The 25,052-nt window shown below is 61.5% G+C and carries 22 protein-coding genes; 8 read left to right on the forward strand and 14 right to left on the reverse strand.

The genetic code is table 11. The features are described 5' to 3' along the window. Nucleotides 1–17: 17 nt before the first annotated feature. The 4 genes from P0D71_RS10555 to P0D71_RS10570 form a co-directional block, all read right to left on the reverse strand. Nucleotides 18–1,133 carry an ABC transporter ATP-binding protein gene (locus tag P0D71_RS10555; RefSeq protein WP_408187306.1) on the reverse strand — a complete coding sequence of 372 codons (1,116 nt, stop codon included), beginning with the start codon at nt 1,131–1,133 and terminating at the stop codon, nt 18–20. A 103-nt stretch (nt 1,134–1,236) separates the two neighbouring features. Next, on the reverse strand, nt 1,237–2,094 hold the full coding sequence (locus P0D71_RS10560) for a carbohydrate ABC transporter permease (protein ID WP_091796367.1): 858 nt from the start codon (nt 2,092–2,094) through the stop codon (nt 1,237–1,239). Then, nucleotides 2,084–3,022: a carbohydrate ABC transporter permease gene (locus P0D71_RS10565; protein WP_091796369.1), complete on the reverse strand. Its 939-nt coding sequence runs from the start codon at nt 3,020–3,022 to the stop codon at nt 2,084–2,086. The genes P0D71_RS10560 and P0D71_RS10565 overlap by 11 nt, the downstream gene beginning before the upstream one ends. Before the next feature lie 200 nt (nt 3,023–3,222). Next, nucleotides 3,223–4,470 carry an ABC transporter substrate-binding protein gene (locus P0D71_RS10570; RefSeq protein WP_091796372.1) on the reverse strand — a complete coding sequence of 416 codons (1,248 nt, stop codon included), beginning with the start codon at nt 4,468–4,470 and terminating at the stop codon, nt 3,223–3,225. A gap of 543 nt (nt 4,471–5,013) precedes the next feature. Here P0D71_RS10570 and zwf point away from each other — a divergent pair. The 3 genes from zwf (at nt 5,014) to P0D71_RS10585 (ending at nt 9,259) form a co-directional block, all read left to right on the forward strand. Continuing rightward, nucleotides 5,014–6,477, forward strand: a complete 1,464-nt coding sequence (gene zwf, locus P0D71_RS10575; RefSeq protein WP_091796374.1) for a glucose-6-phosphate dehydrogenase — start codon at nt 5,014–5,016, stop codon at nt 6,475–6,477. Between the two features lie 180 nt (nt 6,478–6,657). After that, nucleotides 6,658–7,365 carry a 6-phosphogluconolactonase gene (gene pgl, locus P0D71_RS10580; RefSeq protein ID WP_408299315.1) on the forward strand — a complete coding sequence of 236 codons (708 nt, stop codon included), beginning with the start codon at nt 6,658–6,660 and terminating at the stop codon, nt 7,363–7,365. After that, nucleotides 7,343–9,259, forward strand: a complete 1,917-nt coding sequence (locus tag P0D71_RS10585) for a bifunctional transcriptional regulator/glucokinase (RefSeq protein WP_091796378.1) — start codon at nt 7,343–7,345, stop codon at nt 9,257–9,259. Before pgl ends, P0D71_RS10585 begins: the two co-directional genes overlap by 23 nt. A 124-nt stretch (nt 9,260–9,383) precedes the next feature. On the opposite strand, the gene P0D71_RS10590 is transcribed toward P0D71_RS10585, so the two are convergent. Both P0D71_RS10590 and P0D71_RS10595 read right to left on the reverse strand, forming a co-directional pair. Continuing rightward, nucleotides 9,384–10,472, reverse strand: coding sequence for an IS630 family transposase (locus tag P0D71_RS10590; RefSeq protein WP_408479904.1), 1,089 nt, complete (start codon nt 10,470–10,472; stop codon nt 9,384–9,386). Between the two features lie 78 nt (nt 10,473–10,550). Continuing rightward, nucleotides 10,551–10,853, reverse strand: coding sequence for a hypothetical protein (locus tag P0D71_RS10595; RefSeq protein WP_286161975.1), 303 nt, complete (start codon nt 10,851–10,853; stop codon nt 10,551–10,553). A gap of 331 nt (nt 10,854–11,184) precedes the next feature. Here P0D71_RS10595 and P0D71_RS10600 point away from each other — a divergent pair, with 331 nt between their 5' ends. Beyond that, nucleotides 11,185–12,246: a catalase family peroxidase gene (locus P0D71_RS10600; protein WP_408479905.1), complete on the forward strand. Its 1,062-nt coding sequence runs from the start codon at nt 11,185–11,187 to the stop codon at nt 12,244–12,246. Beyond that, nucleotides 12,243–12,776 carry a cytochrome b gene (locus P0D71_RS10605; RefSeq protein ID WP_408299309.1) on the forward strand — a complete coding sequence of 178 codons (534 nt, stop codon included), beginning with the start codon at nt 12,243–12,245 and terminating at the stop codon, nt 12,774–12,776. Before P0D71_RS10600 ends, P0D71_RS10605 begins: the two co-directional genes overlap by 4 nt. 42 nt (nt 12,777–12,818) lie before the next feature. Here the strand turns inward: P0D71_RS10605 and P0D71_RS10610 are convergent, their stop codons facing one another. From P0D71_RS10610 to P0D71_RS10640, 7 genes are all read right to left on the reverse strand, one after another. Then, on the reverse strand, nt 12,819–14,378 hold the full coding sequence (locus P0D71_RS10610; protein ID WP_091800719.1) for a DHA2 family efflux MFS transporter permease subunit: 1,560 nt from the start codon (nt 14,376–14,378) through the stop codon (nt 12,819–12,821). 94 nt (nt 14,379–14,472) lie between these two features. Then, on the reverse strand, nt 14,473–15,726 hold the full coding sequence (locus tag P0D71_RS10615) for an HlyD family secretion protein (RefSeq protein WP_408479907.1): 1,254 nt from the start codon (nt 15,724–15,726) through the stop codon (nt 14,473–14,475). A gap of 44 nt (nt 15,727–15,770) precedes the next feature. Continuing rightward, nucleotides 15,771–17,312, reverse strand: a complete 1,542-nt coding sequence (locus tag P0D71_RS10620) for an efflux transporter outer membrane subunit (RefSeq protein ID WP_408479909.1) — start codon at nt 17,310–17,312, stop codon at nt 15,771–15,773. Nucleotides 17,313–17,350: 38 nt separating this feature from the next. Next, nucleotides 17,351–17,788: a MarR family winged helix-turn-helix transcriptional regulator gene (locus P0D71_RS10625; protein WP_091796389.1), complete on the reverse strand. Its 438-nt coding sequence runs from the start codon at nt 17,786–17,788 to the stop codon at nt 17,351–17,353. A 230-nt stretch (nt 17,789–18,018) separates the two neighbouring features. Further along, nucleotides 18,019–18,318, reverse strand: coding sequence for an ArsR/SmtB family transcription factor (locus P0D71_RS10630; protein WP_408480075.1), 300 nt, complete (start codon nt 18,316–18,318; stop codon nt 18,019–18,021). A gap of 122 nt (nt 18,319–18,440) precedes the next feature. After that, on the reverse strand, nt 18,441–20,306 hold the full coding sequence (ilvB, locus tag P0D71_RS10635) for a biosynthetic-type acetolactate synthase large subunit (RefSeq protein ID WP_408479910.1): 1,866 nt from the start codon (nt 20,304–20,306) through the stop codon (nt 18,441–18,443). Nucleotides 20,307–20,382: 76 nt separating this feature from the next. After that, complete coding sequence (locus P0D71_RS10640) at nt 20,383–20,961, reverse strand: AraC family transcriptional regulator (RefSeq protein ID WP_408479912.1); 579 nt, start codon at nt 20,959–20,961, stop codon at nt 20,383–20,385. Nucleotides 20,962–21,470: 509 nt separating this feature from the next. On the opposite strand from P0D71_RS10640, the gene P0D71_RS10645 reads away from it, so the two are divergent. Then, nucleotides 21,471–22,496, forward strand: coding sequence for a GlxA family transcriptional regulator (locus tag P0D71_RS10645; RefSeq protein ID WP_408479914.1), 1,026 nt, complete (start codon nt 21,471–21,473; stop codon nt 22,494–22,496). After that, a complete protein-coding gene (gene mug / locus P0D71_RS10650; protein WP_408186355.1) occupies nt 22,493–23,023 on the forward strand; it encodes a G/U mismatch-specific DNA glycosylase in 531 nt (176 codons plus the stop codon). Before P0D71_RS10645 ends, mug begins: the two co-directional genes overlap by 4 nt. Here mug and P0D71_RS10655 read toward each other — a convergent pair. Next, complete coding sequence (locus P0D71_RS10655; RefSeq protein WP_408186356.1) at nt 22,984–23,916, reverse strand: LysR family transcriptional regulator; 933 nt, start codon at nt 23,914–23,916, stop codon at nt 22,984–22,986. The genes mug and P0D71_RS10655 overlap by 40 nt on opposite strands. 422 nt (nt 23,917–24,338) lie before the next feature. Between P0D71_RS10655 and P0D71_RS10660 the strand changes: the two genes are divergently transcribed. Further along, complete coding sequence (locus tag P0D71_RS10660) at nt 24,339–25,013, forward strand: antibiotic biosynthesis monooxygenase family protein (RefSeq protein ID WP_408479916.1); 675 nt, start codon at nt 24,339–24,341, stop codon at nt 25,011–25,013. The last annotated feature ends 39 nt before the right edge of the window (nt 25,014–25,052 follow it).

The raw sequence follows: 25,052 nt of genomic DNA on the forward strand, positions 1-25,052 counted from the left end.
CGATCCAGACTTTCCGCTCAGGCAATCCGCTCTTCGTTGGTCGGATCGAACAGCACCGCCTTCGAGGTATCGAACAGCAGCGTCGTGTTCGTCAGCGGTTGCGGATTCGAAGCCGGGTGCACGCGGCTCACGATCCGCTTACCGTTGACCTGCGCGAACACCAGCGTGTCCGGGCCGGTCGGCTCGATCACGTCGACCTTCACTTCGATCGGCTGCAGCTTCGCGTTGTCGCCGTGCGCGCCACGCGCGTCGGTGATGCGCTCCGGACGCAGGCCGAGAATCACATCACGGCCAACGTGCGACTTCACCTTCGCGGAGTCGAACGGCAGGTTCAGCGCCGTGCGCGCGACACCCGTATCCAGTTCGAGCGCCACGCCCGCGCCCTGCTCGACCAGCTTGCCCTGGATGAAGTTCATCGGCGGCGCGCCGATGAAGCCCGCCACGAACAGGTTCGACGGCGAGTCGTAGATTTCCTGCGGCGCGCCGAACTGCTGCACGATGCCGTCTTTCATCACCGCGATGCGGTCGCCGAGCGTCATGGCTTCGATCTGATCGTGCGTCACGTAGACGATCGTCGTGCCGAGGCGTTGATGCAGCAGCTTGATTTCCGAACGCATCTCGATACGCAGTTTCGCGTCGAGGTTCGACAGCGGTTCGTCGAACAGGAACATGACCGGATCGCGCGCCAAGGCACGGCCCATGGCCACGCGCTGACGCTGGCCGCCGGACAGTTGTCCCGGCTTGCGATCCAGCAGGTGCGTGATCTGCAGCGTATTCGACACGCGGTCGACGATCTGCGTTTGCTCCTGCTTCGGCACCTTGCGGATGTTCAGACCGAACGAGATGTTCTCGCGCACCGTCATGGACGGATACAGCGCGTACGACTGGAACACCATCGCGATATCGCGATCTTTCGGCGACAGGTTGTTTACCGTCTTGCCGTCGATCTGAATTTCGCCCTTGGTCACGGTTTCGAGGCCGGCGATCATGTTGAGTAGCGTCGACTTCCCGCAGCCCGAACCGCCGACGAGAATCAGGAACTGGCCGTCTTCGATGTCGATATTGACACCCTTCAGGACCGGCACCCCGTTCGGGTAAGTTTTGTACACGTCACGGATGGAAAGGCTTGCCATGCTGTGAATCCTCTTGTCTCTGGTACTGCTTGAAAACGTCTTCGGGTGACGGCGGCTTCGAATCGAACAGAAGCCGCCGCGCTCGGATGGTTGAGCCTGGCGTCTAGCCCTTCACTGCGCCCGCCGTCAGGCCGCGCACGAAATAGCGTCCGGCGATGATGTACACCAGCAGCGTGGGCAGTGCGGCGATGATCGCGCCGGCCATGTCCACGTTGTATTCCTTTACGCCGGTCGAGGTATTCACGAGGTTGTTCAGCGCCACCGTGATCGGCATTGAATCGACACCGGAGAACACAATACCGAACAGGAAGTCATTCCAGATCTGCGTGAATTGCCAGATCAGGCACACCATGAAAATCGGCAGCGAAACCGGCAGCAGAATCTTCGTGAAGATCGTGAAGAAACCCGCGCCGTCGATACGCGCCGCCTTCACGAGTTCAGCCGGAATGCTCACGTAGAAGTTGCGGAAGAACATCGTGGTGAAGGCGATACCGTAGATCACGTGCACCACCACCAGGCCGGTGGTCGTGTTCGACAGGCCGAGAAAGCCTTCGAAACGCGCCATCGGCAGCAGGATCGCCTGGAACGGAATGAAGCAGCCGACCAGGATCATCGTGAAGATCGGATCCGCGCCACGGAAACGCCAATGCGTGAGCACATAACCGTTGAACGCGCCGATGATCGACGAGATCAGCACGGCGGGAATCACCATCCGCACCGAGTTCATGAAGAACGGCTGCATGCCGTCGCAACGCACGCCCGTGCAGGCGCCGCTCCATGCCTTGATCCACGGCTCGACGGTCCAGTGCGTAGGCGGCGTGAGCAGGTTGCCGGTGCGCAGCTGATCGATGTCCTTGAACGACGTGGACAGCATCACGTACAACGGGAACAGGAAATACAGGGCAAACAGAATCAAGGCCGCGTAAATGACGGCACGGCTGATCGTCATCTTAGGCTGCATTGCGGGTGCTCCTCGATTCCAGATACATCAGCGGCACGAGCACGGCCACGACAGTGGCGAGCATCATCATCGACGATGCCGCGCCGACGCCCAGCTGCCCGCGATTGAACGAAAACGTGTACATGAAAATAGCCGGCAGGGACGACGACGTGCCCGGACCGCCCGCGGTCAACGCGACCACCAGGTCGAACGTCTTGATCGTGATGTGGCAGAGAATCAGCAGCACGGAGAAGAACACCGGGCGCATGCTCGGAATCACGATCTTGCGGTAGATGGTGGGCAAGCCCGCGCCGTCCATCTGCGCGGCCTTGAAGATTTCACCGTCCACACCGCGCAGGCCCGCCAGGAACAGCGCCATGACGAAGCCGGTGGACTGCCACACGGCCGCGATCACGACGCAGAAAATCGCCTTGTCCGGATCGCCCAGCCAGCTGAACGAAAAGCTCGTCCAGCCCCAGTCGTGAAACACCTTCTCGAGGCCGATGCTCGGCGTCATGATCCATTGCCATGCCGTACCCGTCACGATGAACGACAGCGCCATCGGGTACAGGAACACGGCGCGCAGCGCGCCTTCATTGCGAATCTGCTGATCGAGCAGGATCGCGAGAAAGAGACCGAGGCCGATACAGATACCGATGAACGGGATGCCGAACCAGCCGAGGTTCGCAGCCGACGTCCAGAACACGTCGTTATCGAACAGTTCGCGATAACGGTCGAGACCGACAAATTCATAACGAGGCATCAGTCGCGAATTGGACAGCGACAGATAGCCGGTAATGGCGATGAAGCCATACACGAAGATCAGGCTGATCACGACGCTGGGTGCGAGCACCAGCTTCGGAATCCAGCGATCGGCAAGGGCCGCCATGGGCGACGCGCGGCGGGTGACGGAGGCCGTTTTCCCGTTTCCGCTGATAGAAGCAGTCACTACTCGACTCCTGCTGAAACTGTGCCGCCAGGACATTCGCGCCGGAAGACGCGAGGCCGCAACGGCATAGGTGTGACTCTATGAAACCAGGCTGAAGCCGCCTGCCAATGCCAGGACTTCCACCCCGGCAATCAGCGACGTGAAGGGCGCGCCCGGTGCCCGTTGATGAACCGCCGGGCGCGCCGCATCATTCACTTCACTTACTTGGTCTTCGCTGCCTTCGCGAGCGCGGCAACCGCGCTCTTCGAATCCTGCTGCGAGTTCATGAACTTCGTGACCACGTCCGAGATCGCGCCGGCTGCTGCATCCGGTTGCGCCATGCCGTGTGCCAGCGAAGGCACGTAGCCGCCCGACTTGATCGCCACTTGTTCATCCGCGTACGACTTCTTCGCGCAGTCGTCGAACTTGGCCATCGACACGCCCAGACGAACCGGGATGGAACCCTTGTTCAGGCTGAACTGTTCCTGGAACTCCGGCGACATGATCGTCTTGGCCAGTGCGAGCTGACCCGGCGTTGCCGCCTTCGCGCCCTTCTGCTGGAAGAACACGAACGAGTCGACGTTGAACGTGTAGGACTTTTCCGTGCCCGGCACAGCGGCGCAGATGTAGTCCGAGCCCGACTTCTTGCCGGCGTTGGCGAATTCGCCCTTCGCCCAGTCGCCCATGAACTGCATGCCGGCCTTGCCGTTGATGACCATGGCCGTTGCCAGGTTCCAGTCACGGCCCGTGCGGCCTGCGTCGAAGTAACCTTGAATCTTGCGGACCGTGTCGAACACGCCGACCATCTTGTCCGAGGTCAGCGTCTTTTCGTCGAGGTCGACCAGCGCCTTCTTGTAGAAGTCCGCGCCTTGCGACAGCACGACGTCTTCCCACAGCGTCAGGTCTTGCCACGGCTGGCCACCCATCGCGATCGGCTGGATGCCCGCGGCCTTCATCTTGTCGGCCACTGCGAAGAACTCAGGCCACGTGGTCGGCGCCTTGCCGCCTGCCTTGTCCAGCGCTGCCTTGTTGATGTACAGCCAGTTCACGCGGTGCACCGAGAACGGCGCGGCGACGTAGTGACCGTCTGCGTGCATGATCTTGTCGATTTCCGGCGGCAGGTTCTTCTTCCAGTCACCCGCGGCGGAGTCGATCGGCACCAGCACGCCTTGCTGCGCCCAGTCCTGGATCAGCGGACCCTTGATCTGCGCAGCGCTCGGCGCGTTGCCCGAGATCACCTGCGTCTTGAGTGCCGTCATGGCAGCCGCGCCGGCGCCACCCGCAACCGCAAAGTCCTTCCACGTGTAACCCTGCTTCGTCATGTCGTCCTTGAGGACGCCGACGGCTTTCGATTCGCCGCCCGAAGTCCACCAGTGCAACACTTCGATCGACTCGGCAGCCTGCACGGCCGAGACGCCACACATCAGACCTGCGGCGCACAAAGCGCCCATGATCGCGCGAAATTTCATTGCTTATCTCCTCCAGACACCTGAACAAAAAACAAATGGCCCCTGATGTCGCCAGGGTGCTGTGGTTGGTTCAAACAGGCAAAACACTGGGCGATCGAGCACGGTCGGGCGCATGCGCGAGGCATGTGCCGGCGGACCGATTTTCGGCCGCTGGAAGCTCAAGAGATGAGTGGTTCGGGATGCAACTGACTGTCTCCTCTTTTGATTTTTGCCTGCCCGCGTCGCGCGCGGCAGACTCGAGGTGCCTTGCACGTCAACCTGGTGCGACCATTACGGAAAGCCGCTCAACTGCCCGGCTTTCCACAAGGGCCGCAGGGCGTGCTGGCGCGTACCGACACGCAATGTCCGTTAACATGCAGGGGACGCCTGCCGATTCGGGAAAACGCGCATCTGGACTTGCAGCGCACGCTTTTTTCATCGAATTAGCGTTACCTCTTGATTTGGATTGTAGTTAAACTACAATTCAGTGTCAAAAAAAATTTTATCGGACTACGGTCGCTCAACTGTTCAACTTCGGCGGCCCCAGGACATCGACGGAGACTCATGCAAACCGATTCAAGTTTCACCTTCGTTCTCTTCGGCGGAACCGGCGATCTGTCGATGCGCAAGATCCTGCCGGCACTGTTTGAAGCACACCGTGCAGGCGGCATGCTGGCCGACAGTGGCAAGATCGTGGCGGTGGCCCGGCACGCGGCGGATCGCAGCGAGTACCTCCAGTGGGTGAACGAACACGTCAAGCCACATGTGTCGAAGAACGGTGTGGACGAAACGGCGTGGGCGGGCTTTCTGAACCGCATCGAGTTCGTGAATATCGACCTCGGCAAAGCGGAAGACTTCGTGCACTTGCGCGACGCCATCCAGGATCTGCCTGGCATTCGCGTGTTCTACCTGGCTACGGGTCCGTCGCTGTTCGTGCCGATCTGCCATGCGCTCGCGTCGGTGGGACTGAACGAGAACGCCCGCATCGTGTTGGAAAAGCCGCTCGGCTATGACCTCAAGTCGTCCAACGCAATTAATGATGCAGTCGGTGAAATCTTCGCCGAAGAACAGATCTATCGGATCGACCACTACCTCGGTAAAGAACCGGTGCAGAACCTGCTGGCGCTGCGTTTCGGCAATGCCCTGTTCGAGCCGCTGTGGCGCCGCGAGTGGGTTGAAAGCATCCAGATCACGATCGCCGAAGAACTCGGCGTGGAAGCGCGCGGCGACTTCTACGACAACACCGGCGCCCTGCGCGACATGGTGCAGAACCATTTGCTGCAGTTGCTTTCCATCGTGGCGATGGAGCCGCCCCACTCCATGGATTCGGATTCGGTGCGTGATGAAAAGCTGCGCGTGCTGCGCGCCTTGAAGCCCATCGACCCACGCGACATCGGCAAGGTGGCCGTGCGCGGCCAGTATCATTCGGGCGTGATCCGCGGCACCGCGGTGCCGGCCTATGCAACGGAGTCCGGCGTCAGGCCGGACAGCACGACCGAAACTTTCGTCGCACTGAAGGTCGAGATCGAAAACTGGCGCTGGGCCGGCGTGCCGTTTTTCCTGCGCACCGGCAAGCGCCTCGCCGATCGCGTCGCCGAGATCGTGGTGAACTTTCGTGCAGTGCCGCATTCGGCGCTCGGCGCTTCCGCGCTGCGTGCCGGCGCGAACCGCCTCGTGATCCGTCTGCAGCCGAACGAAACCATTCGCCTCTACTGTCTCGCCAAGCAGCCCGGCGAAGGCATGAACCTCGCCAGCGTCCACCTCGATCTCGCGTTCGACCAGTTCTTCCGCGAAGGACAGATGGAGGCTTATCAGCGTCTGCTGCTCGACGTGATCAACGGCCGCCTCGCGTTGTTTGTGCGGCGCGACGAGCAGGAAGCCGCGTGGCGCTGGGTCGAACCGATCCTGAACGAATGGAAAGTGTCGAACAAGCCGCCCAAGCCGTACGCTTCGGGCACGTGGGGACCGGCGGCGTCGAGCGCGATGCTGGCGCAACATGGCACCTGCTGGCTCGAAGAAGAGAATTGAATCACGGCGGCACGTCGTATTCCACGGAACATGACGCGCCGCCTGTAAGACCCACCGACGAACTGAACGGAATGGCGCCGGTATCACGAGGGCGCCTGCAGGTCATCCACCTCGCAGGCATCGCGTGAGAGCAGTACGGCACATTCCGCAGATCCAACAAGAAAGCAGCACGGAGGAGAAGTGATCGAGCTTCACGCTTTCGACGATCAACGCGCCCAATCCGACGCGTTGGCGAAAGCGGTTGGCGACGCGTTACATGCGTCGCTCGCCGCACAGGCCGCCGGGTCAACCACCGGCGCGCGCCCCGCAATGCTTGCAGTGTCCGGCGGCAGCAGTCCGCGCCCGTTTCTGCAGACGTTGTCCACGCAAACCTTCGACTGGGCACGCATTGCCGTGACGCTGGTCGACGACCGCTGGGTGCCGGAAACGGACAGCGCGAGCAACTCGCAACTGGTGCACGCCACGCTGTTGCAGAACGCCGCGAAAAACGCGGCCTTCTGGCCGCTCGTGGACACCACGCAGGAACTGAACGCGCACGTCGCCGCGCTGAACGCCGACCCGCGCTTTGGCGTCGTGCCGGACGTCGCGATTCTCGGCATGGGCGAAGACGGCCACACCGCGTCGATCTTTGCCGACGCGCCCGAATGGGACCATGCGATCACCACCCGCGAGCGCTTTGTCGCCGTGCACCCTGGCAGCGCGCCGCATGCGCGCGTAAGCTGGTCGCTATCCGCGTTGAAAGAAGTGAAGCATCTGTTTTTGCTGATCGCCGGACCGCGCAAAATGGACGTGCTGAACGCCGCCACCGCTGCGCTACAAAAAAATGCCATCTCACAGTTGGCGAACGACAAGGGAGTGAGACTCGATGTCTACTGGTGTGCAAACTAAGGCTGTTCCGGGCGCGGGCCAGCACGCCGATGGACCGAGGCTCCTGGCCGACATCGGCGGCACCAATGCGCGTTTTGCGCTGGAGACGAGCCCGGGCGAAATCGGCTCGGTGAAGGTCTATCCGTGCGCGGACTATCCGGGCGTTGCCGAAGTCATCAAGAAGTATCTGAAGGACACCAAGATCGGCCGCGTGAATCATGCGGCGATCGCGATTGCGAACCCGGTCGACGGCGATCAGGTCAGCATGACGAATCACGACTGGAGCTTTTCGATCGAAGCCACGCGCCGCGCGCTCGGCTTCGACACGCTGCTGGTGGTGAACGACTTCACGGCGCTGGCCATGGCCCTGCCCGGCCTCACCGACGCGCAACGCGTGCAGGTGGGCGGTGGCGCGCGCCGTCCAAACAGCGTGATCGGCCTGCTCGGCCCGGGCACCGGCATGGGCGTGTCCGGCCTGATTCCCGCCGACGACCGCTGGATCGCGCTCGGCAGTGAAGGCGGTCACGCCACCTTCGCGCCGGCCGATGAACGCGAAGACATCGTGCTGCAATACGCGCGCAAGAAGTGGTCGCACGTGTCGTTCGAACGTGTGGCCGCGGGTCCCGGCATCGAAGTGATCTACCGCGCGCTCGCGGGCCGCGACAAGAAGCGCGTGGCGGCCAATGTCGACACGATCGAGATCGTCAAGCGCGCGCTGGAAGGCGAGCCGCTCGCGGCCGAATCCGTCGACGTGTTCTGCGGCATTCTCGGCACCTTCGCGGGCAATATCGCGGTGACGCTCGGCGCGCTGGGCGGCATCTATATCGGCGGCGGCGTGGTGCCGCGACTCGGCGAGGTCTTCGCGCGCTCGTCGTTTCGCAAGCGTTTCGAAGCCAAGGGTCGCTTCGAAGCCTACCTGCAGAACGTGCCGACGTATGTGATTACCGCTGAATATCCGGCGTTTCTCGGCGTCTCCGCGATTCTCGCCGAGCAGTTGTCGAACCGCGCGGGCGGCAGTTCGTCGGCGGTATTCGAGCGGATTCGCCAGATGCGCGATGCGTTGACGCCGGCCGAGCGCCGCGTGGCCGATCTCGCGCTGAATCATCCGCGTTCGATCATCAACGATCCGATTGTCGATATCGCGCGCAAGGCCGACGTGAGCCAGCCTACCGTGATTCGCTTTTGCCGTTCGCTCGGCTGCCAGGGCTTGTCCGATTTCAAGCTGAAGCTGGCAACGGGCTTGACCGGCACGATTCCGGTGAGCCACAGCCAGGTGCATCTGGGCGACACGGCTACGGACTTCGGCGCGAAGGTGCTGGATAACACCGTGTCCGCGATTTTGCAGTTGCGCGAGCACCTGAATTTCGAACACGTCGAACGGGCCATCGACCTGTTGAACGGCGCGCGGCGTATCGAGTTCTATGGTCTCGGCAATTCGAACATCGTCGCACAGGACGCGCACTACAAGTTCTTCCGTTTCGGCATCCCAACGATTGCCTACGGCGATCTGTACATGCAGGCGGCGTCGGCGGCCTTGCTCGGCAAGGGCGATGTGATCGTTGCGGTGTCCAAGTCGGGGCGCGCGCCTGAACTGCTGCGCGTGCTGGATGTGGCCATGCAGGCGGGCGCCAAGGTAATCGCGATTACGTCGAGCAATACGCCTTTGGCCAAGCGGGCCACCGTCGCGCTCGAAACCGATCACATTGAAATTCGCGAGTCGCAGTTGTCGATGATTTCGCGGATTCTGCATCTGGTGATGATCGATATCCTGGCTGTCGGCGTGGCAATCCGTCGTGCCGTGCCTAGCGCGGATGTGGCGGAAACGGTCGCGAAGGCGCGCCAGGGTGCGGATGACGATGCGACCGCCGTGCTGGATTGGCTGAGCCACGGCGCGGCTTCTTCGGCGCGGGATTGACGTTGGGAAATGGGCTGCGCCGTGGGAGTGAGTTGTTTTGCCCGCGGTGCTCGCCTGTCCTTGAAGTCATAGTGGTCGGTCAGTGTCGCCCTTGAGCGACGCTGCGCCAATGCGCCGCGTATTGCTAGTGTCCCGAGTTAGAAATTCGTAGACAAAATCGTTTGACGCTGGCGAGGATGTCGTCGGCCGATTTGGTCCAGCTGAAAGGTCTCGGATCAGTGTTGTTGATCTGGATGTATTGGCGAATAGCCTGCTCGAGTTGCCGGGTGGAGCGATGAGTGCCACGGCGGATGTATGTCTCGCTGAGCGTGGCAAACCATCGTTCGACCTGGTTAATCCACGAAGCAGAGGTCGGGGTGAAATGCGCATGAAAACGCGGATGGCGAGCCAGCCACGTATTGATCGAGGAGGTCTTGTGCGTACCGTAGTTGTCCATCACCAGATGCACGTCCAGTTGGGGTGGCACGTTGGCCTCGATGGTGCTCAGGAACTGCAGGAATTCACTGCTGCGATGACGTCGATGCAGTTCGCCAATGACTTCGCCCGTGGAGATGTCCAGCGCCGCGAACAGTGTGGTTGTGCCGTGACGCATATAGTCGTGCGTGCGTCGCTCAGGGATGCCCGGGGCCAGCGGCAGCATAGGCTGGGTGCGGTCCAGCGCCTGGATCTGGCTCTTCTCGTCCACGCACAACACCATGGCCTTGAGCGGCGGGTCCAGATACAGCCCAACGATATCGCGCACCTTGTCCACAAACAATGGATCGCTGGAGAGCTTGAAGGTCTCCTGCCGGTGTGGCTGAAGCCCGAAGGCATGCCATATTCGCGTCACGGCCGTCTGCGACAGCCCCATCTCGCGGGCCATTGTGCGCGTGCTCCAGTGGGTCGCTCCCGTGGGCACGGACTCAAGCGTGCGCGCAATGAGCGCGTCTACCTGGGCGTCCTCGATCGTCCTCGGTGCTCCCGGGCGCGGTGCATCGAGCAACCCGTCCACGCGATGATTGATGAATCGCGAACGCCACTTCGAAACCGTATGCGAGGTGACACGCTGCCTTGTCGCGACCGTCTTGTTGTCGATGCCCTCGGCGCAGGCCAGCACAATGCGTGCGCGCAAGGCCAGCGCCTGCGCGGTCTTGCGCCGCATTGTCAGCGCCGTGAGCTGTTCACGTTCCGCTTCACTCAAGATCAGTGGCGCCTTCGGTCTTCCTCTCATCATCGCCTCGCTTATTTGCGAACCCTGCAACCCAGGTTAGTACACAACGCAAATAAGGCAATGAATTTTTAACTCAGGACACTAGTGTTGAACGCGGTCGCCGCGACTCATGGCAAATGGCGCGGAACATTCCAACGGCAGCACGAAGACATGCCCACACATGGCGGGCGCTGCGGGGGCGGGCGGAAACACAAACCATGAGCCGTTGTCATGCCGGAAGAACACGATCGTCAGCGGCCCGCTCGAAGTGCAACCTTCCAGTCGCACATAGCGACCATGCGTTGCGAGCAACCGGCCGATCTGCGTCACCCGCGCGGGCATCGAACGCGTTGGCGCAAGCCATTTATCCACGAGAGATCGCAAGGAAAGGCTGTCGGCATTCATGTCGTGCTCCTGAATTCCAGTTGGGCTGAGGAGGACATTCGCTCCACAGGTCTGTGAATTCAGTATTGGTTAGGCACTCACGAAGTTAAATCAGAGCAGCCCGAGAATGACGTAGCCGAACATCGTGCGCTGTAGGGGTTCGCCTACGTCGCACTTGCCATGTGGCGCGTCCGCCTGAGCCAGGCGCCCGCGCGAAACTCGCCGCTCGCAGCGGGTTTTTCGCGCGTTGCGTCGCCGGGTACCCCTCTCAGCAAAATCGATAGAACAATGGCACTATTGTCGCCACCTCGTTAGGTTTCCTCTCAGCCAAATCATTGATCAGGAGAGATCGATGGCCGACAGACCAACTTCCAGTGCGTCCACATTCCGTTCGCTGGTCCTGATAGCAATCGTCGTGGCCGCACTGGTCGCGGCCTTCGCCTTCACGGCCGGCTGGCTCTCGCCGGGACGCCTGACGCCCGCAAAGATCGTCAACGGATTAGCGCCGCCGGGCGGCGCGGCTCTCGGCTTCCGGCGCAATCACGCCAAGGGCATCTGCTTCACCGGCACCTTCGACTCGAATGGCGCGGCTGCGGCCTTGTCCAAGGCCCCGATGCTCGCGTCCGGCTCCTATCCGGTCACGGGACGTTTCAACCTCGCTACGGCCGATCCCAAGGCCCCGGACGCCACCGTTCGGGTGCGCGGCCTGAGTCTGCGCATCGTCGCGCCGGATGGCAGCGAATGGCGTACGGCAATGATCGACGCTCCCGTCTTCCCGGTCGCCACGCCGCAGGCCTTTTACGGCCTGCTTCAAGCCTCGGCCGACAAGAGCGACCCGGACGCCATGAAGAATTTTGCCGCCGCGCATCCGGAATTCGGTGCTTTTGTCGCGTGGGCCGGCAGCGCGCCTTGGACGGGCTCCTATGCGCAGGAGCGGTATAACAGTCTCAATAGCTTTATCTTCACCAACGCCGCAGGCCAGGACCAGGCCGTGCGCTGGTCGTTCGTGCCCGCCGCGCAACCCGAGACCGTGGCCGCCGACCAGTTGAAGGCGCGCGCCGCCGACTTCCTCGCCGCGGATATTACGCAGCGGGTACACAGCGCGCCGCAACGGTGGACGATGGTCGTCACGGTCGCCAACCCCGGTGACCCGACCGCGGACCCCAGCAAGGCCTGGCCTGAAGATCGCCATAAAGTCGAGGCCGGCACGCTGGTGGTCAACGCCATCGAACCCGAGGCTGACGGGCCATGTCGCGATCTCAACTTCGATCCCACCGTGCTGCCGTCAGGCATGCATGTGTCGGACGACCCGTTTCCCGCCGCGCGCTCGGCCGCCTATTCCGTATCGTTCAACCGGCGGACCGCCGAGGAGAAGGACTATCCGCGCCATCCGGCGGAAGGAGCCACGCAATGACCCCGATCCACGATCGCTTTACACCGCTGCAGCGCGCTCTTCACTGGCTCATGGCAATTTGCATTCTGGCGATGCTATTTATCGGTGTCGGGATGGTGTCCACCATTCGCCCGGATTATCTTTCGCTGGTGTCCATCCACAAGCCGCTGGGTATCGTGATTCTTGTGCTGGCGCTGATTCGCCTGGTGGTGAGATTCATGCGTGGCGCGCCGCCGCTGCCGGCGTCGATGCCGGAACCGATGAAACTCGCCGCCCGCCTGTCGCATCTCGCGTTCTACCTGCTGATGATCGGGCTTCCGCTGATCGGATGGGGCATGCTGTCGGCCGCGGACTATCCCGTTGTGGTGTTCGGGATACATCTGCCCTCCTTCCTGCCGCATAGCGATGCGTTGCACACGCTGTTGTGGAACGCGCACAGAACGCTCGCGCTATGTTTCTTTGCGCTGATCGTGCTTCATCTGGCAGCGGCGCTTCTGCACGCGCTGGTCAGGCGTGACGGTGTTTTCCAGGCAATGGCGCCCTGGCGTTGAGGGCCGCCAACGCGGGTCAGCTTTGGTCGGCGAGCCCCCGGCTCAGTGCGCACCAGCGGCCGCGGCACTCCCGCCACCACCCTTGCCGGGTTTCGTCAACCAGATCAGTGGAATGATCGCGATGAAGATTACTGCCGAGAGCCAGAAGATGTCATTGAGACCGAGCATCGCCGCCTGGCCGTTGAGCGAGTTCTCAAACGCCGCCAGCGCTTGTTGCGTGCTGCCGCCAAGCATGCCGTGCAGCGAGTCGAGCCCTCCCACGAAGGTCGGATTGTTGACGCTGCTCTGCTCGGCAAGGCGTGCATGGTGCAGGATCGTGCGATCGTTCCAACCCGTGCTGAACAATGACGTGCCCACGGCGCCCGCAAAAACCCGGGCGAAATTGGACAAACCGGCAGCCGCGGGAATTTTGTCCGCGGGCAGGCCGGACAGAATGATCGAAGTCAGCGGCACGAAGAAGAGCGCGGTGGGAATGCCTTGCAGCAAGGTAGGAATTACGAGCGTGAACGTATCGACACCGGTCGTATAGCGCGAGCGCATGAAGAACACGGCCGCGAAACCGAGAAACGCGAGCGTGGCGAGCACGCGGGCGTCGGACTTCGGCATGATTCTGGCCATCACCGGTGCGAGCAGCACGGCGAAGATACCGAGCGGCGCGGTGACGAGCCCGGCATCCACCGAGCGGTAGCTCAGATACTCCTGCATCCATTGCGGCAACAGGACCAGGTTCGAGAAAAATACCGCATACGCGACCGAGATCGCCACCGTGCCGCCCAGGAAGTTGCGCCCGGCGAAGAGCCTCAAATCGACGATCGGATTCTTCTCGGTCAACTCCCAGATCAGGAAGAACACGAAACTGACCAGCGAGAACACGGTCAACGCAATGATGACCGGCGAGTTGAACCAGTCGAGATCCTTGCCTTTGTCGAGCATCACCTGCAACGAGCCGACCCAGGCGATTAGCGAGAGCAGTCCGACCTTATCGATCGGCAGACGCATGGTCGGCGTTTCACGGTCGCGGTAGATCGCCCACGTCACGCCGGCGGCGAACAGCCCCACCGGTATATTGATGTAGAAGATCCACGACCAGGAGTAGCTGTCCGTGATCCAGCCGCCCAGCGCCGGGCCGGCAATCGGGCCGACGGTGGCGGTCATCGCCCATAACGCGAGCGCGGTCGAACTCTTTTCCTTCGGATACGAACCGAGCAGGATCGCCTGCGACAGTGGAATCAGCGGGCCGGCCACCGCGCCCTGGACGATCCGCGCGGCGAGCAGCACCGGCAGATTCGGCGCAATACCGCACAACCAGGACGACAGCACGAACAACAGGATCGCCCCGACAAACAGCTTGATCTGCCCGACGCGCCGCGTGAGCCAACCGGTCAGCGGAATTGAAATGGCATTGGCGGCGGCGAACAGCGTGATCACCCATGTACCCTCGTCCACCGACACCCCGAGGTTGCCGGCGATGGTCGGAATCGCGACATTGGCGATCGACGAGTCCAGCACGTTCATGAAAGTGGCCAACGCCACCGCGAGCGTCGCCAGCGCCAGCTTGCCGCCCGTCAGCGGCGCAAGTGAAGCGGGATTGGATTGATTCATTTCATCACCCATCTTGAGATGCGAGGATCAGGGTCGCCGCCAGCTATCTGACCAGTCAGCTAATTCGATAAAAAAATTTCCGCGCTTACTGCTTTCAGCCGGCATGGCGTGACGCGTCGCGGTGCGCGACGGTCTTTTGCGGCGCGGCTGATGCGGCGACGCGCGAGGCCGGCATGTTCTGCGCGATGATCTGGGCGATCTCCGCATCGGCAGCCGCACCATACTGGGCGAACACATCCGTGCGATACGTCGTGTTCGTGGCCGCGGCGAGTTGGGTGCCCGACTCGTCATGGGTATCCACATCGACCTGCATCGACAGACCGATCCGCAACGGATGCGCATCGAGTTCACGCTGATCGAGCAGCACGCGCACCGGCAGGCGCTGCACCACCTTGATCCAGTTGCCGGTGGCGTTCTGCGCCGGCAGCACCGCGAAGGCGGCGCCCGTGCCGGCCGAAAAGCCCTCTATCCTGCCGTGGTATTCGACGCTGGAGCCGTAGACATCCGCCGTGAGCGTGACCGGCTGGCCGATCCGCATGTGCGTGAGCTGGCCTTCCTTGAAGTTCGCGTCCACCCAGACTCCGTTGAGCGGCACGATGGCCATCAGCGGCGTGCCGGGCGCCACGCGCTGGCCCACTTGTACCGAACGCCGCGCGACATAACCGGTGACCGGCGCGGGCAAGGTATTGCGCGCATAGTTCAGGTAGGCGTCGCGTACCTTCGATGCCGCAGCCTGCACGTTTGGATGCTGTTCGATCGTGGTGCGGTCTGTCAGCGCGTGATTCGCTTCGGCCTGTTGGCGGGCGGCGTCGAGCGCGGCTTGAGCAGAGCTGACGGCGTCGCGGGCATGGGCGATGTCTTCGCCCGACACTGCGCCGGTTCCCGCAATCGCCTGACGGCGTTTCAGGTCGTCGTTGGCGCGAACCAGATCGGCCTCGCGCTGCGCGATATTTGCCGCGTAGAAATCGTTGTTCACGTACAGCCCGCTCACCTGCCGAACTGTCTGACCGAGCGTCGCCTCCGCGTTCGACAGCGCGATCTTTGCATCGGCGGCGTCCAGCGTCACCACCGGGTCGCCCTGCTTGACGACCTGCGTATCGTCGGCGTTGACGGCGACCACCGTGCCGCTGACCTGCGGCGTCAATTGCACGAGATTGCCGCTCACGTACGCGTCATCGGTGGACTGGTAGAAGCGCGCCACCGTGAAATAGTAAGCGCCATAGCCAGCGCCTGACACGATAACGGCGGCCGCAAGGAGCGCCAGCATCAGCTTGCGCTTGCGGGGCTTTTCAACCTCGACGGGTTCTGCTTGCGCCGTAGTGCGCTCGGCGGCGGTCGTATCGCTCATTTCAATCACTCCTGGCAGTATATGAAGGGGGCGCGACAGTCGTATTAGCGCGCGGCGACGACTGGGCTGATCTGTGTTGCGGTTGCGGTTGCGTTTGTGTTGGCGCTCGAGGTTGCGTTCGGGTTGCCTGCGCTGGCGGCAGCGGTGTCGACATACCCGCCTCCCAGTGCCGCAGCCAACGCGATCTGCTGATCGCGGCGGTTCATCTTCAGGTTGGCGACCGCCTGGTCGGCGGCGAGCGCGTTGGTATCGGCGTTCAGCACCGTGAGCTGGTTCGTGAGGCCGGCCTTGTATTGCGTGAGCGCCAACTGGTCGGCACTGCGCGCCGCTTCCTGGGCGGCCTGCGCATCGCCGAGCTGGACGTCGGTCGAACGGATCTCGGCGAACTGCGTGGCAACTTCCGACAGCGCCGTCACGAGCGTCTGGTTGTAACCGGCCACCGCATTGTCGAAGTCCGCGTATCGCCCTTTCAGTTGCGCCCGCAGTTCGCCACCGTCGAAGATCGGCAGATGGATCGCCGGGCCCGCGCTGACGGTGCGGCTCGCAGCGGTCAGGAAGCGGCCGAAACCGAACGCATCGAGCCCAATCGCGGCGCTCAGGTTGATGTCGGGGTAGAACTCGGCCTTCGCTTCCTTCACGTCGTGCGTGAACGCATCGACACGCCAGCGGGCCGCGACAAGATCGGGGCGGCGGCTCACCAGATCGGCCGGCACGTTATCGGGCAACCGCACCTCGTCGCCGATACCGAGTGCAGGCCGGGCGATCGACAGGCCACGGTCCGGACCCGCGCCGAGGAGCGCGGCCAGCTGATAGCGCGTCGTGACAATGCTGCCGTGGAGCGAAGCCAGCGCGGCCCGGCTGCTGGCGAGGTTGGCCTGCGCGGTCTTGCGCTCCACTTCGGTATCCAGCCCGCTGGCGATACGGCCGGCCGTGATGCGGTCGATCTGTTCGCGCTGCCCGACTTCCTGTTGCGCAATGTCACGCAACGCGTACAGGCGGGCGAGCTGGTTGTAGTTGCGGGCGATAGCCGAGGTGAGCGTCAGCTTGACGACCTCGGCATCCGCCTCGCTCGCCTGCAACTGCGACATGGCAGCCTTAAGCGCCTCGCGATTCTTGCCCCACAGATCGAGGTCGTAGGAGGCCGACAGCAGCCCCTTGTTTTCCGATTGCCACGAGCCGGCATACGGCGGCGGGACCAGAGCGTTACCCGAATACTGCTGGCGCGTGAACGAGTAGCTGGCGCCGACATTCGGCAGCGTGCTCGCCTTCGCCGTCTCCGTATAAGCGGCGGCGGCCGCCACACGGGCGCGCGCCTGAGCGAGCGACGGACTGCCTTTCAGGGCTTCTGCCAACAGGGCCTTCAACTGCGCGTCGCCAAACTGGTCGGCCCAATCGGCGGCCGGCCAATGTCCGTCGTCCGACGGAATGCTCTGCTGGGTAGCGAGCGTTTGCGGCGGCGTCATTTGCTTGTCGCTCGTAATGCCGGCGTAGTTCGCGCACGCCGACAACACGGCGGCGAACATCACGGAAACGCTAGCCTTCGCCACTCGCCTGCCGAGCGCCATTCCATTTAATTGCGATTTCATTTTCTGACCTGTCAGATATATAGGTAAAAAAATGCCGCTCAGTCCTCAAGGAATTTGTTAAGCAGGCGGCCCAGCTCGATGAACTCTTGCTTCGTAAAGTGCTTCAGACGACCATTCAGGACGCCAGGTGCGATTTCCGGCAGTTGTGCGGCGACCTGCTTGCCTTTCTTCGTCAGCGTCAGGTTGACTACCCGGCGATCCTCCAGGCTGCGCGAGCGTTCGAGCAAGCCCTTGTCTTCCAGCTTGTCGAGCAAACGCGTCATCAGGCCGGTATCGACGCCCAGCAACTTCGACAACTCAAACGGCGTGGAAGCGACCCCGCCATTGAGCGACAACAGGATGCCCATTTGCGGGGAGGTGATATCCAGGTCCTTCAAGGCATTGTCCATTTCCGCCACCAGAACGTTGCGGGCTTTGGTGAGCGCAAGGCCAATGCTCTGCTCCGCCCGGAAGTTGTCCTTCGTGTAGTGGTTCATCTTGCGCTCCTCAATCGACAGACTCAACACTATCTGCAAAGTCAGATATTGTCAACTTGAGTGCGGAAATATTTTTTGGGGGTCAATCCGGGGCAAAGAGTCCTGAAGTGGGCGTTTCTCCGTACGAATCCGCCTCGCGGGTTTGGCAGTCGCAATAGAAGCGAGCACGAAGCGCCGCACGGCAGCGAGCCTGCCAAGGTGGGCGGCACTTCGGTCGACACACGCTGTGGCTATAGATGCGACCTTATCTGTTCCGCAAAGGCGCGAATGACGTCTTCGTTTCGCGACAGAAACATCCACTGACCAACGCGGGTCGACACCAGCAGTTTCGCCGCGACCAATGCCGCAACGTGCGCCGAGACGGTCGATTGAGATAGCCCACTGCGCGCGAGGATTGCGTTCGCCGGCACCCCGCAATCGAGATCGATGTAGCCTTGCGCGAAGTATTCGCGGGGGGCCTTTAGCCACCGCAAAATCTCGCGCCGGAACGGGTTTGCGAGTGCCTTATGAATCAAATTCTCGTTAACCATAGCTTTCGAAAAACGCCTCGATAGAAGCTGCTCAACCAGGCGACGGGTAGGGACGAAATGCTTCACCTATCGCGATCGCGGCCAAGGTCGTGCCACGCCTTGGAATACCGGCGCCCTTTTCGTTAGAACATGTCCGCAGCACTTTTTCGTCCTACGCTCTGAATGGGTGTCCCCTCCCCGGTTCGAGACGGGATAAAGGGACCGGTATTCATCGTCGCGTAGCTTTGCCCCGGACCTACGATCGGAAACACATCGGCGTTCTCGTCGATCATCACCTCCAGGAAAGCCGGTCCCTTAAATTCAACGAACGCCCGCAACGCGTGCTCGAGTTCGGACAGCGCCTCGACGCGACGGGCAAACTCGAATCCATCGGCCTGTGCCGCCATCACGAAGTCCTTGCGATAGAGCGCCTTGTCGCTGACAAACATTCGCCCGCCGTAAAAGAGACGCTGCCACTGCCGGATCATTCCGTCACCGCGATTGTTGAGCAGCAGTACCTTGACGGGAATGCCGTACGTGCTTGCCGTCTCCAGTTCGCCGACATTCATCCGGATGCTTCCATCGCCGTCGATGTCGATCACGAGCGCATCCGGTCGCGCCAGCTGTGCACCAATCGCCGCGGGCAGCCCAAAACCCATCGTCCCCATGCTTCCTGATGTCAGGAAGCTTCGAGGCTCGACGAACTCGAAAAACTGCGCGGCCCACATCTGATGCTGGCCCACGCCCGTGCTGATAATCGCTCGTCCGTCGGTGATTTCGCTGAGCTTTTCGATAACCCACTGCGGTTGAATCGCAAGGTTCTTGCGGTCGTAGTTCATTCCGAAGGTCTGCTTCAACGCCATCACATGGTCGAGCCAGCCAGAAGACGACTGCTTCGCCGGACCGTGCTCGAGCAAAGACAGTAAGGCATCTTTCGCATCGCCAACGTGAGTCCAGTGCGCACGCTTGACCTTGTTGATCTCCGCCTCGTCGATATCGATATGCGCGACATGGCGCGCACCGGGAGCGAATGAGTCAGGCCGTCCACCGGCGACGCGATCATCGAATCGGGCGCCCACAGCAATGAGAAAATCGCAGTCTTCAACGGCGTAGTTCGCGCAGGCGGCCCCATGCATGCCGAGCATGCCGAGACACAGCGGGTGTTTTGCAGATAGGGCGCCAAGACCCATGAGTGTCGTCACGACTGGAATGCCGTGACGCTCGGCGAACTCCCTTAGCACCGCAGTCGCACGCCCCGTGATCACGCCGCCGCCGACATAAAGCAGCGGCCGCTCACTCTGCCGCAGAAGATCAAAAAAGTCGGCAGCTTTGGCCTTTTCCAACCGTGCGCCTTTAGCCACCATGCGCAGCCGATCGGAGTAGCCGCGAAAATGCAGTGTGCCTCGCCCATGATAGGGCCCCGTCCAGTTCTGGATGTCTTTAGGCACGTCCACCACGACCGGACCCGGCCGACCGGTGCGGGCAACTTCGAATGCGGTTCGCAGCGTTGGCTCGAGCTTCAACGGATCGGTGACGAGAAACACCTGCTTCGCGCACGCCGACATGATGTTGAAGACGGGCGCCTCCTGAAACGCGTCGCTGCCTATCGCGGCACGCGGCACCTGCCCGCAGATGAGCACGACAGGCACCGAATCGCCGTTACAGTCGGCGATTGGGGTCACCGCGTTTGTCGCGCCCGGCCCCGACGTCACCATGAACACGCCGACTTTTCCGCTGGCTCGCGCATAACCGGCGGCCATAAAGCCCGCGGCCTGTTCATTGGCAGGTACGACAAACTTGATCTGACGCTCCACATGGGCCGCGTTCATTTCGTTGTAGCGAAACACCGCGTCGTAGGTCGGCAAGATTGCCCCACCGCTATATCCAAATAGTGTGTCGACGCCCTGCTCGGCGAGCACGCGCAGAATGATGTCCGCGCCCGACAGCGTTTCGGTCGCATTCGCCGGCGTCAGATCGGCGTGTGAAGCAATGATTGGGTTTCGGCTCATGGTTGGCTCGCGGGCAAATCGGCGCTGACAGGAGCAGCAGCCTGAATCAAAGAACAACTTCCTTTCCAGTTGGCGCTCATTCGCGGCGCCTCGACAATGACTTCGTAATGCTTCTGGCGAACTCTTCGCCAAGGTCTTCCCTGACCAGGTCCAAGGCCACCTGAATACCGTCACTTACGCCACATGACGAGTACAGATTGCCGTCCTTCAGACAACCTTGATCGCTCGCGACGTGCACGAACGGATGCTCGATGGACAGACGCTGCGCGTCGCGCCAATGCGTGGTCAACAAACGATGATCAGCGAGGCCGGCGCGCGCGATCAGAAAAGCCCCGTTGGACACGGATGCGAGCCTTCGTACTCCGCGTCCGGCATTCCTGAGCCAGTCCACCAATTCATGATGTTCCAGGCTCGACCCGAGCACCGGACAACCCGGCACGACGACAATGTCGAAAGCAGCATGTGCATCCAGCAGGCTCTCCGTCGTGCGGACCGCTACACCGCTCGAACACATGACGGGCCCCGGCGACGGTCCCACGAGATGCTGCTCGTACAACGTTGCACCGCACAGACGGTTCGCTTCGTGAAAGATATCCATCGGCCCCGTCACTTCGAGCAGCCGGAATCCGGCGTACAGCATCATCGCGACATGCATGCTCCGTTACTCCGTGAATTCACTGAACATAAGCGCCGCGCATCCCGCCGCGTCAGGCCCGGCGAGGCGGTGCGAAGTATGGCGTTCCTTCAGCATGACAAATCCGTTAATGGCTGCCTGTTTTCCCGGCGTCCGGCTCTTCGTCAGGCTGGTGACCCAGTCTAATGAGCCGGCACGGCAGAGGAAACACGTGCTTGTCGCCATGCTGGGCCAATCCACGTGAGATTTGGGCCAACCGCGCCAACGTGGTGATGTTGTCGCTCGCATTGCGTTATGTTGCGCTGCGTCCGGAGGGTCCATGTCCGTTTGGCATCGCTAGAACCCGGTTGTTTTGTAACCTGGACGCAAAAGTGAGTTACCGCCCTGTGCATCCCTGTTTTCCGCCTGTTGCGTTAAGCTCGGTTACCGCTCGTCAGTAGAGGCTGAGAGGCTTGGCCCGCTCTTTCAGTTAAAGCCAATCGGATCGCCGGTATCGGAGACGGGCCTACTCACTCCATGAAGGTCACGGCATGAAAGTCGCCATTGTCATATTCGATGGTGTTCAGGCGCTCGACGTTGCGGGCCCTCTCGACGTGTTCGCGGAAGCCAACACGATCCTCCCCGAACAACAGAGATATGAAGTCTCCCTGGTGGGTCTTCAGGCCGGCGGCGTGACCTGCTCGAACGGAATGCAGCTCTACGTACCGTTCGGCTATATGGACCTCGACACGCAATGGGATCTGCTTCTGATCGCAGGAGGTCCCCAATTGCCCAATGCTCAGCCTTCCAGTGACTTTCTGGCGTGGCTGCAGAGTCAGGCACGCGACGCGACGCGGTTTGGCTCTGTCTGCAATGGAGCATTCGTGCTTGCGCATGCGGGACTGCTGGACGGCAAGGAAGTGACGACGCATTGGGCGGACGCGGGCCGTCTCGCCAATGAATTTCCGCAGGCTTGTGTGCAGCCCGACAAGATCTTCGTTCGAGACGGACGCCTCTTTACGTCGGCAGGCGTGACGTCCGGCATCGATCTGTGCCTGTCGCTAGTCGCGGAAGACTGGGGACACGAGCTGGCGGTGCGTGTCGCGAAACGCCTCGTGGTTTATATCCAGCGGGAAGGCGGCCAGTCTCAGTACAGCCCGTATATTGGCACCGGGCGGGACGAAGATCCGATTATCGGCAAAGTGCACCGGTATGTGACCGAGCATATAGCCGATGCGCTATCCATCGAACAACTCGCGAGCGCGGTTGCCGTGAGCCGGCGGACCTTCTCCAGATTATTTGCGAAGCATGCAAAGGTGACGCCGTCCGTATTTGTCGAGCAGGTTCGCGTCGACACGGCGAGGAAGTTGCTCGAAGACTCGGATGCCCCGCTGAAGACCGTCGCATTCAAATGCGGCTTCCGTAGCGCCACGCATATGCGCACCACCTTCTCCCGGCGGCTCGCGGTGACACCAAAACAATATCGGCAGCGATTTCGCGGCGAGACAGCCACGCAGCGATGGGGAACCAACGGTGCCGACAAGCAGGTCTCTTTTCAAGGACTGTCTCATCCGTGACCGACGGCGGCTACCCTCAGGCTCTTCCCGATCTCCTTGAACCAGGCTTGACGCTAGTTTTCTGTGGAATCAATCCAGGCATTCGTGCGGCATCCACGGGTCACCACTTTGCAGGCCGAGGCAATCGCTTCTGGCGGGTCATGCATCTCGCAGGCTTCACTCCCGAACAGATTCAGCCCGAAGACGACTACACGGTTCTCCGATACGGCTACGGTCTCACCACGGTGGTTTCACGTCCGACGGCGCGTGCCGACGAGCTTGTGCGATCGGAGATCGAACTGGCCGGCGATGGTTTCCGGCGGAAGGTCGAACGGTACGCGCCAAGGCACGTCGCTTTCCTCGGAAAGATGGCGCTTGCCGCGATCTCGGGCAGTCGCTCTATCGATTGGGGGCGACAAACAGAGCCATTCGGCGGTGCATGCGCGTGGGTATTGCCCAATCCGAGTGGACTGAACAGGGGCTTCGACCTTGATGCACTGGTGTCCGCTTATCGGGAAGTTCGTATCGCAGTCACGTCCACGCCTTGAAGGTGCGCGTTGTTGCGTAAGGTCTCCGTAACGAAATCCACGAACGCGCGAATCTTGCCGCTGCTGCTTCGCCGCTCGACGTGAAGCAGGCTCACCGGGATCGACTCGGGTTCGAATGACGTCAGGACAGGTTGGAGCTTGCCTTCGAGCACCTCGGGAGCCGCCTGATACGACAGCAACTGGATTATCCCCACACCTTCGACGGCCGCGAGAACGGCAGCGGGGCCAAGGTCGACGATCATCCGCGGCCGGAATCTGACGGGCAATCTCGAACCATTTTCGCTGAACACCCACTCGAGTGGAAGCGAGACGCCGGTGAAAGACACACAGTGGTGATGGGTCAGATCTCTGGGGTGAAGAGGTTCCCCATGCCTCGCCAGATAAGACGGCGCGGCATACGTGCAACGCCGCACGAATCCCAAAGGTATGGCGAATGTCGAGGAGTCCCCAAGGTGGCCGACACGAATCGCAATATCCACCCCCTCCTCCAGGAGCCGCGTAGTTCGATCGACGTACACGGCATTGATGTTGACGTCCGGATAACGCAGTGCGAAGGCGTTGACCAGAGGAGCGACATAGCGCTGGCCAAACAGCACCGGCGCGGAGACGGTCAACGTACCGACGGGATTGAGCTGGTCGGCTGCGATGATCGATTCCGCGTCCGTGATGGTGTCCAGCACCTTCCTGCAGGCTTCAAGGTATGTCATGCCCGCATCGGTCGGACGAACCGAGCGGGTCGTGCGGGCGAGCAGGTGCGTGCCGAGACGCGCTTCCAGCGCACTGACCGCTCGCGACACCGCTGCGGCTGACATGCTGAATTTTTCGGCCGCACCGGTAAAGCTGCCTCGATCGACGATGGCAACGAATACCTCCATCTCACGCAATCTTTCCATTCCGCTTCCTACCCTTGTCACCACGCCAACACGTCGTGATTCTATGCGCTGTGATCCGCATAGTAACGAGCCGCGTCGCCGAATGGCTCAAAGACGACACAAATTGTCCAAGGCCAGATTTTTTCCACATTTGAAAAAACGCCCGCTCATATTTTCCATACCGAATCAATCGCCTCACCGCTTCGAAAGAGACTCTTTCAGGCAGTGAGGGTTATCCGGCGATTCATTGCCGATTGGCAAAAATCGCCAATTCATTGGCCCAATACTCAACTAGCCTGGACTCCGATTAATCGGCCTATCCTGCACAATGACTGCACGCGCCTGCTATCTGCAATGCCGCAACGAATCAGCCAAAGGCGCCCGCGGCGCGCATTCCATTCGACACGTCGCGTCGTATTGCCAACTCAATGTAAGAGGTCCTCATGTTCTCCGCAATGCTTGAAGTCAACCCGAAACCCGAACAGTTCGACGCCTACCTCGGCATGGCCAAAATGTTGCGGCCTGAACTCGAGAAGATCGAAGGGTTTATCGATAACAACCGCTATGCGAGTCTCACGCGCGAAGGATGGCTTCTTTCGCTGTCGAGCTGGCGCGACGAGAAATCGCTCGTGCGCTGGCGCACCACGACGGCGCACCACAAGATACAACAAGCCGCGCGTGACCGCGTATTTGCCGACTACCGCTTGCGCATTGGCCAGGTAGTCAGCGATAACCAGCTGCCCGCCGGACAGGTGTTGCGCGAGCAGCGCCTGGATGTCACTGAAGCGGGCAGTGGCACCGCAGTGACGCTGCTCGATGCGAAGTGCTCGCCGGCGTGGCTCAAGCAGACCGGCGCAGAAGGAGTGGCGAAGTCGCTTGGCGTCGATACGAACGCGCCCGGCCTCGTTTCATGGGACGTATTCGACGCACTGATGACACCCGGCGACGTGATCGTGGTGGTGACTTGGCAAGACCAGGCGACGGTTGAAGCATTCGAACGCGCTGCGCAAACGGCGGATGGTTCGCGCCGGCGGAGTATCCGTATTGTCCGCGAATACGGCATGTTCGATCGCCGCGAAGCGCCGCAATACTTTGAAGAGGTACAGCGTAAGCCGTGAGGATTGGATTCGTTTGAGCGCGGGTCCTGGCATCTTCTC

This window comes from Paraburkholderia sp. RL17-383-BIF-A (assembly GCF_046028015.1).
Classification (GTDB): domain Bacteria; phylum Pseudomonadota; class Gammaproteobacteria; order Burkholderiales; family Burkholderiaceae; genus Paraburkholderia.

Bases quoted from the DNA above. Each gene is read 5' to 3' on its own strand.
- P0D71_RS10555 (WP_408187306.1), bottom strand. From the start codon at position 1,133: ATGGCAAGCCTTTCCATCCGTGACGTGTACAAAACTTACCCGAACGGG.
- P0D71_RS10560 (WP_091796367.1), bottom strand. From the start codon at position 2,094: ATGCAGCCTAAGATGACGATCAGCCGTGCCGTCATTTACGCGGCCTTG.
- P0D71_RS10570 (WP_091796372.1), bottom strand. From the start codon at position 4,470: ATGAAATTTCGCGCGATCATGGGCGCTTTGTGCGCCGCAGGTCTGATG.
- zwf (WP_091796374.1), top strand. From the start codon at position 5,014: ATGCAAACCGATTCAAGTTTCACCTTCGTTCTCTTCGGCGGAACCGGC.
- P0D71_RS10585 (WP_091796378.1), top strand. From the start codon at position 7,343: ATGTCTACTGGTGTGCAAACTAAGGCTGTTCCGGGCGCGGGCCAGCAC.
- P0D71_RS10590 (WP_408479904.1), bottom strand. From the start codon at position 10,472: ATGATGAGAGGAAGACCGAAGGCGCCACTGATCTTGAGTGAAGCGGAA.
- P0D71_RS10595 (WP_286161975.1), bottom strand. From the start codon at position 10,853: ATGAATGCCGACAGCCTTTCCTTGCGATCTCTCGTGGATAAATGGCTT.
- P0D71_RS10600 (WP_408479905.1), top strand. From the start codon at position 11,185: ATGGCCGACAGACCAACTTCCAGTGCGTCCACATTCCGTTCGCTGGTC.
- P0D71_RS10605 (WP_408299309.1), top strand. From the start codon at position 12,243: ATGACCCCGATCCACGATCGCTTTACACCGCTGCAGCGCGCTCTTCAC.
- P0D71_RS10610 (WP_091800719.1), bottom strand. From the start codon at position 14,378: ATGAATCAATCCAATCCCGCTTCACTTGCGCCGCTGACGGGCGGCAAG.
- P0D71_RS10615 (WP_408479907.1), bottom strand. From the start codon at position 15,726: ATGAGCGATACGACCGCCGCCGAGCGCACTACGGCGCAAGCAGAACCC.
- P0D71_RS10620 (WP_408479909.1), bottom strand. From the start codon at position 17,312: ATGAAATCGCAATTAAATGGAATGGCGCTCGGCAGGCGAGTGGCGAAG.
- P0D71_RS10625 (WP_091796389.1), bottom strand. From the start codon at position 17,788: ATGAACCACTACACGAAGGACAACTTCCGGGCGGAGCAGAGCATTGGC.
- P0D71_RS10630 (WP_408480075.1), bottom strand. From the start codon at position 18,318: ATGGTTAACGAGAATTTGATTCATAAGGCACTCGCAAACCCGTTCCGG.
- ilvB (WP_408479910.1), bottom strand. From the start codon at position 20,306: ATGAGCCGAAACCCAATCATTGCTTCACACGCCGATCTGACGCCGGCG.
- P0D71_RS10640 (WP_408479912.1), bottom strand. From the start codon at position 20,961: ATGCATGTCGCGATGATGCTGTACGCCGGATTCCGGCTGCTCGAAGTG.
- P0D71_RS10645 (WP_408479914.1), top strand. From the start codon at position 21,471: ATGAAAGTCGCCATTGTCATATTCGATGGTGTTCAGGCGCTCGACGTT.
- P0D71_RS10655 (WP_408186356.1), bottom strand. From the start codon at position 23,916: ATGGAAAGATTGCGTGAGATGGAGGTATTCGTTGCCATCGTCGATCGA.
- P0D71_RS10660 (WP_408479916.1), top strand. From the start codon at position 24,339: ATGTTCTCCGCAATGCTTGAAGTCAACCCGAAACCCGAACAGTTCGAC.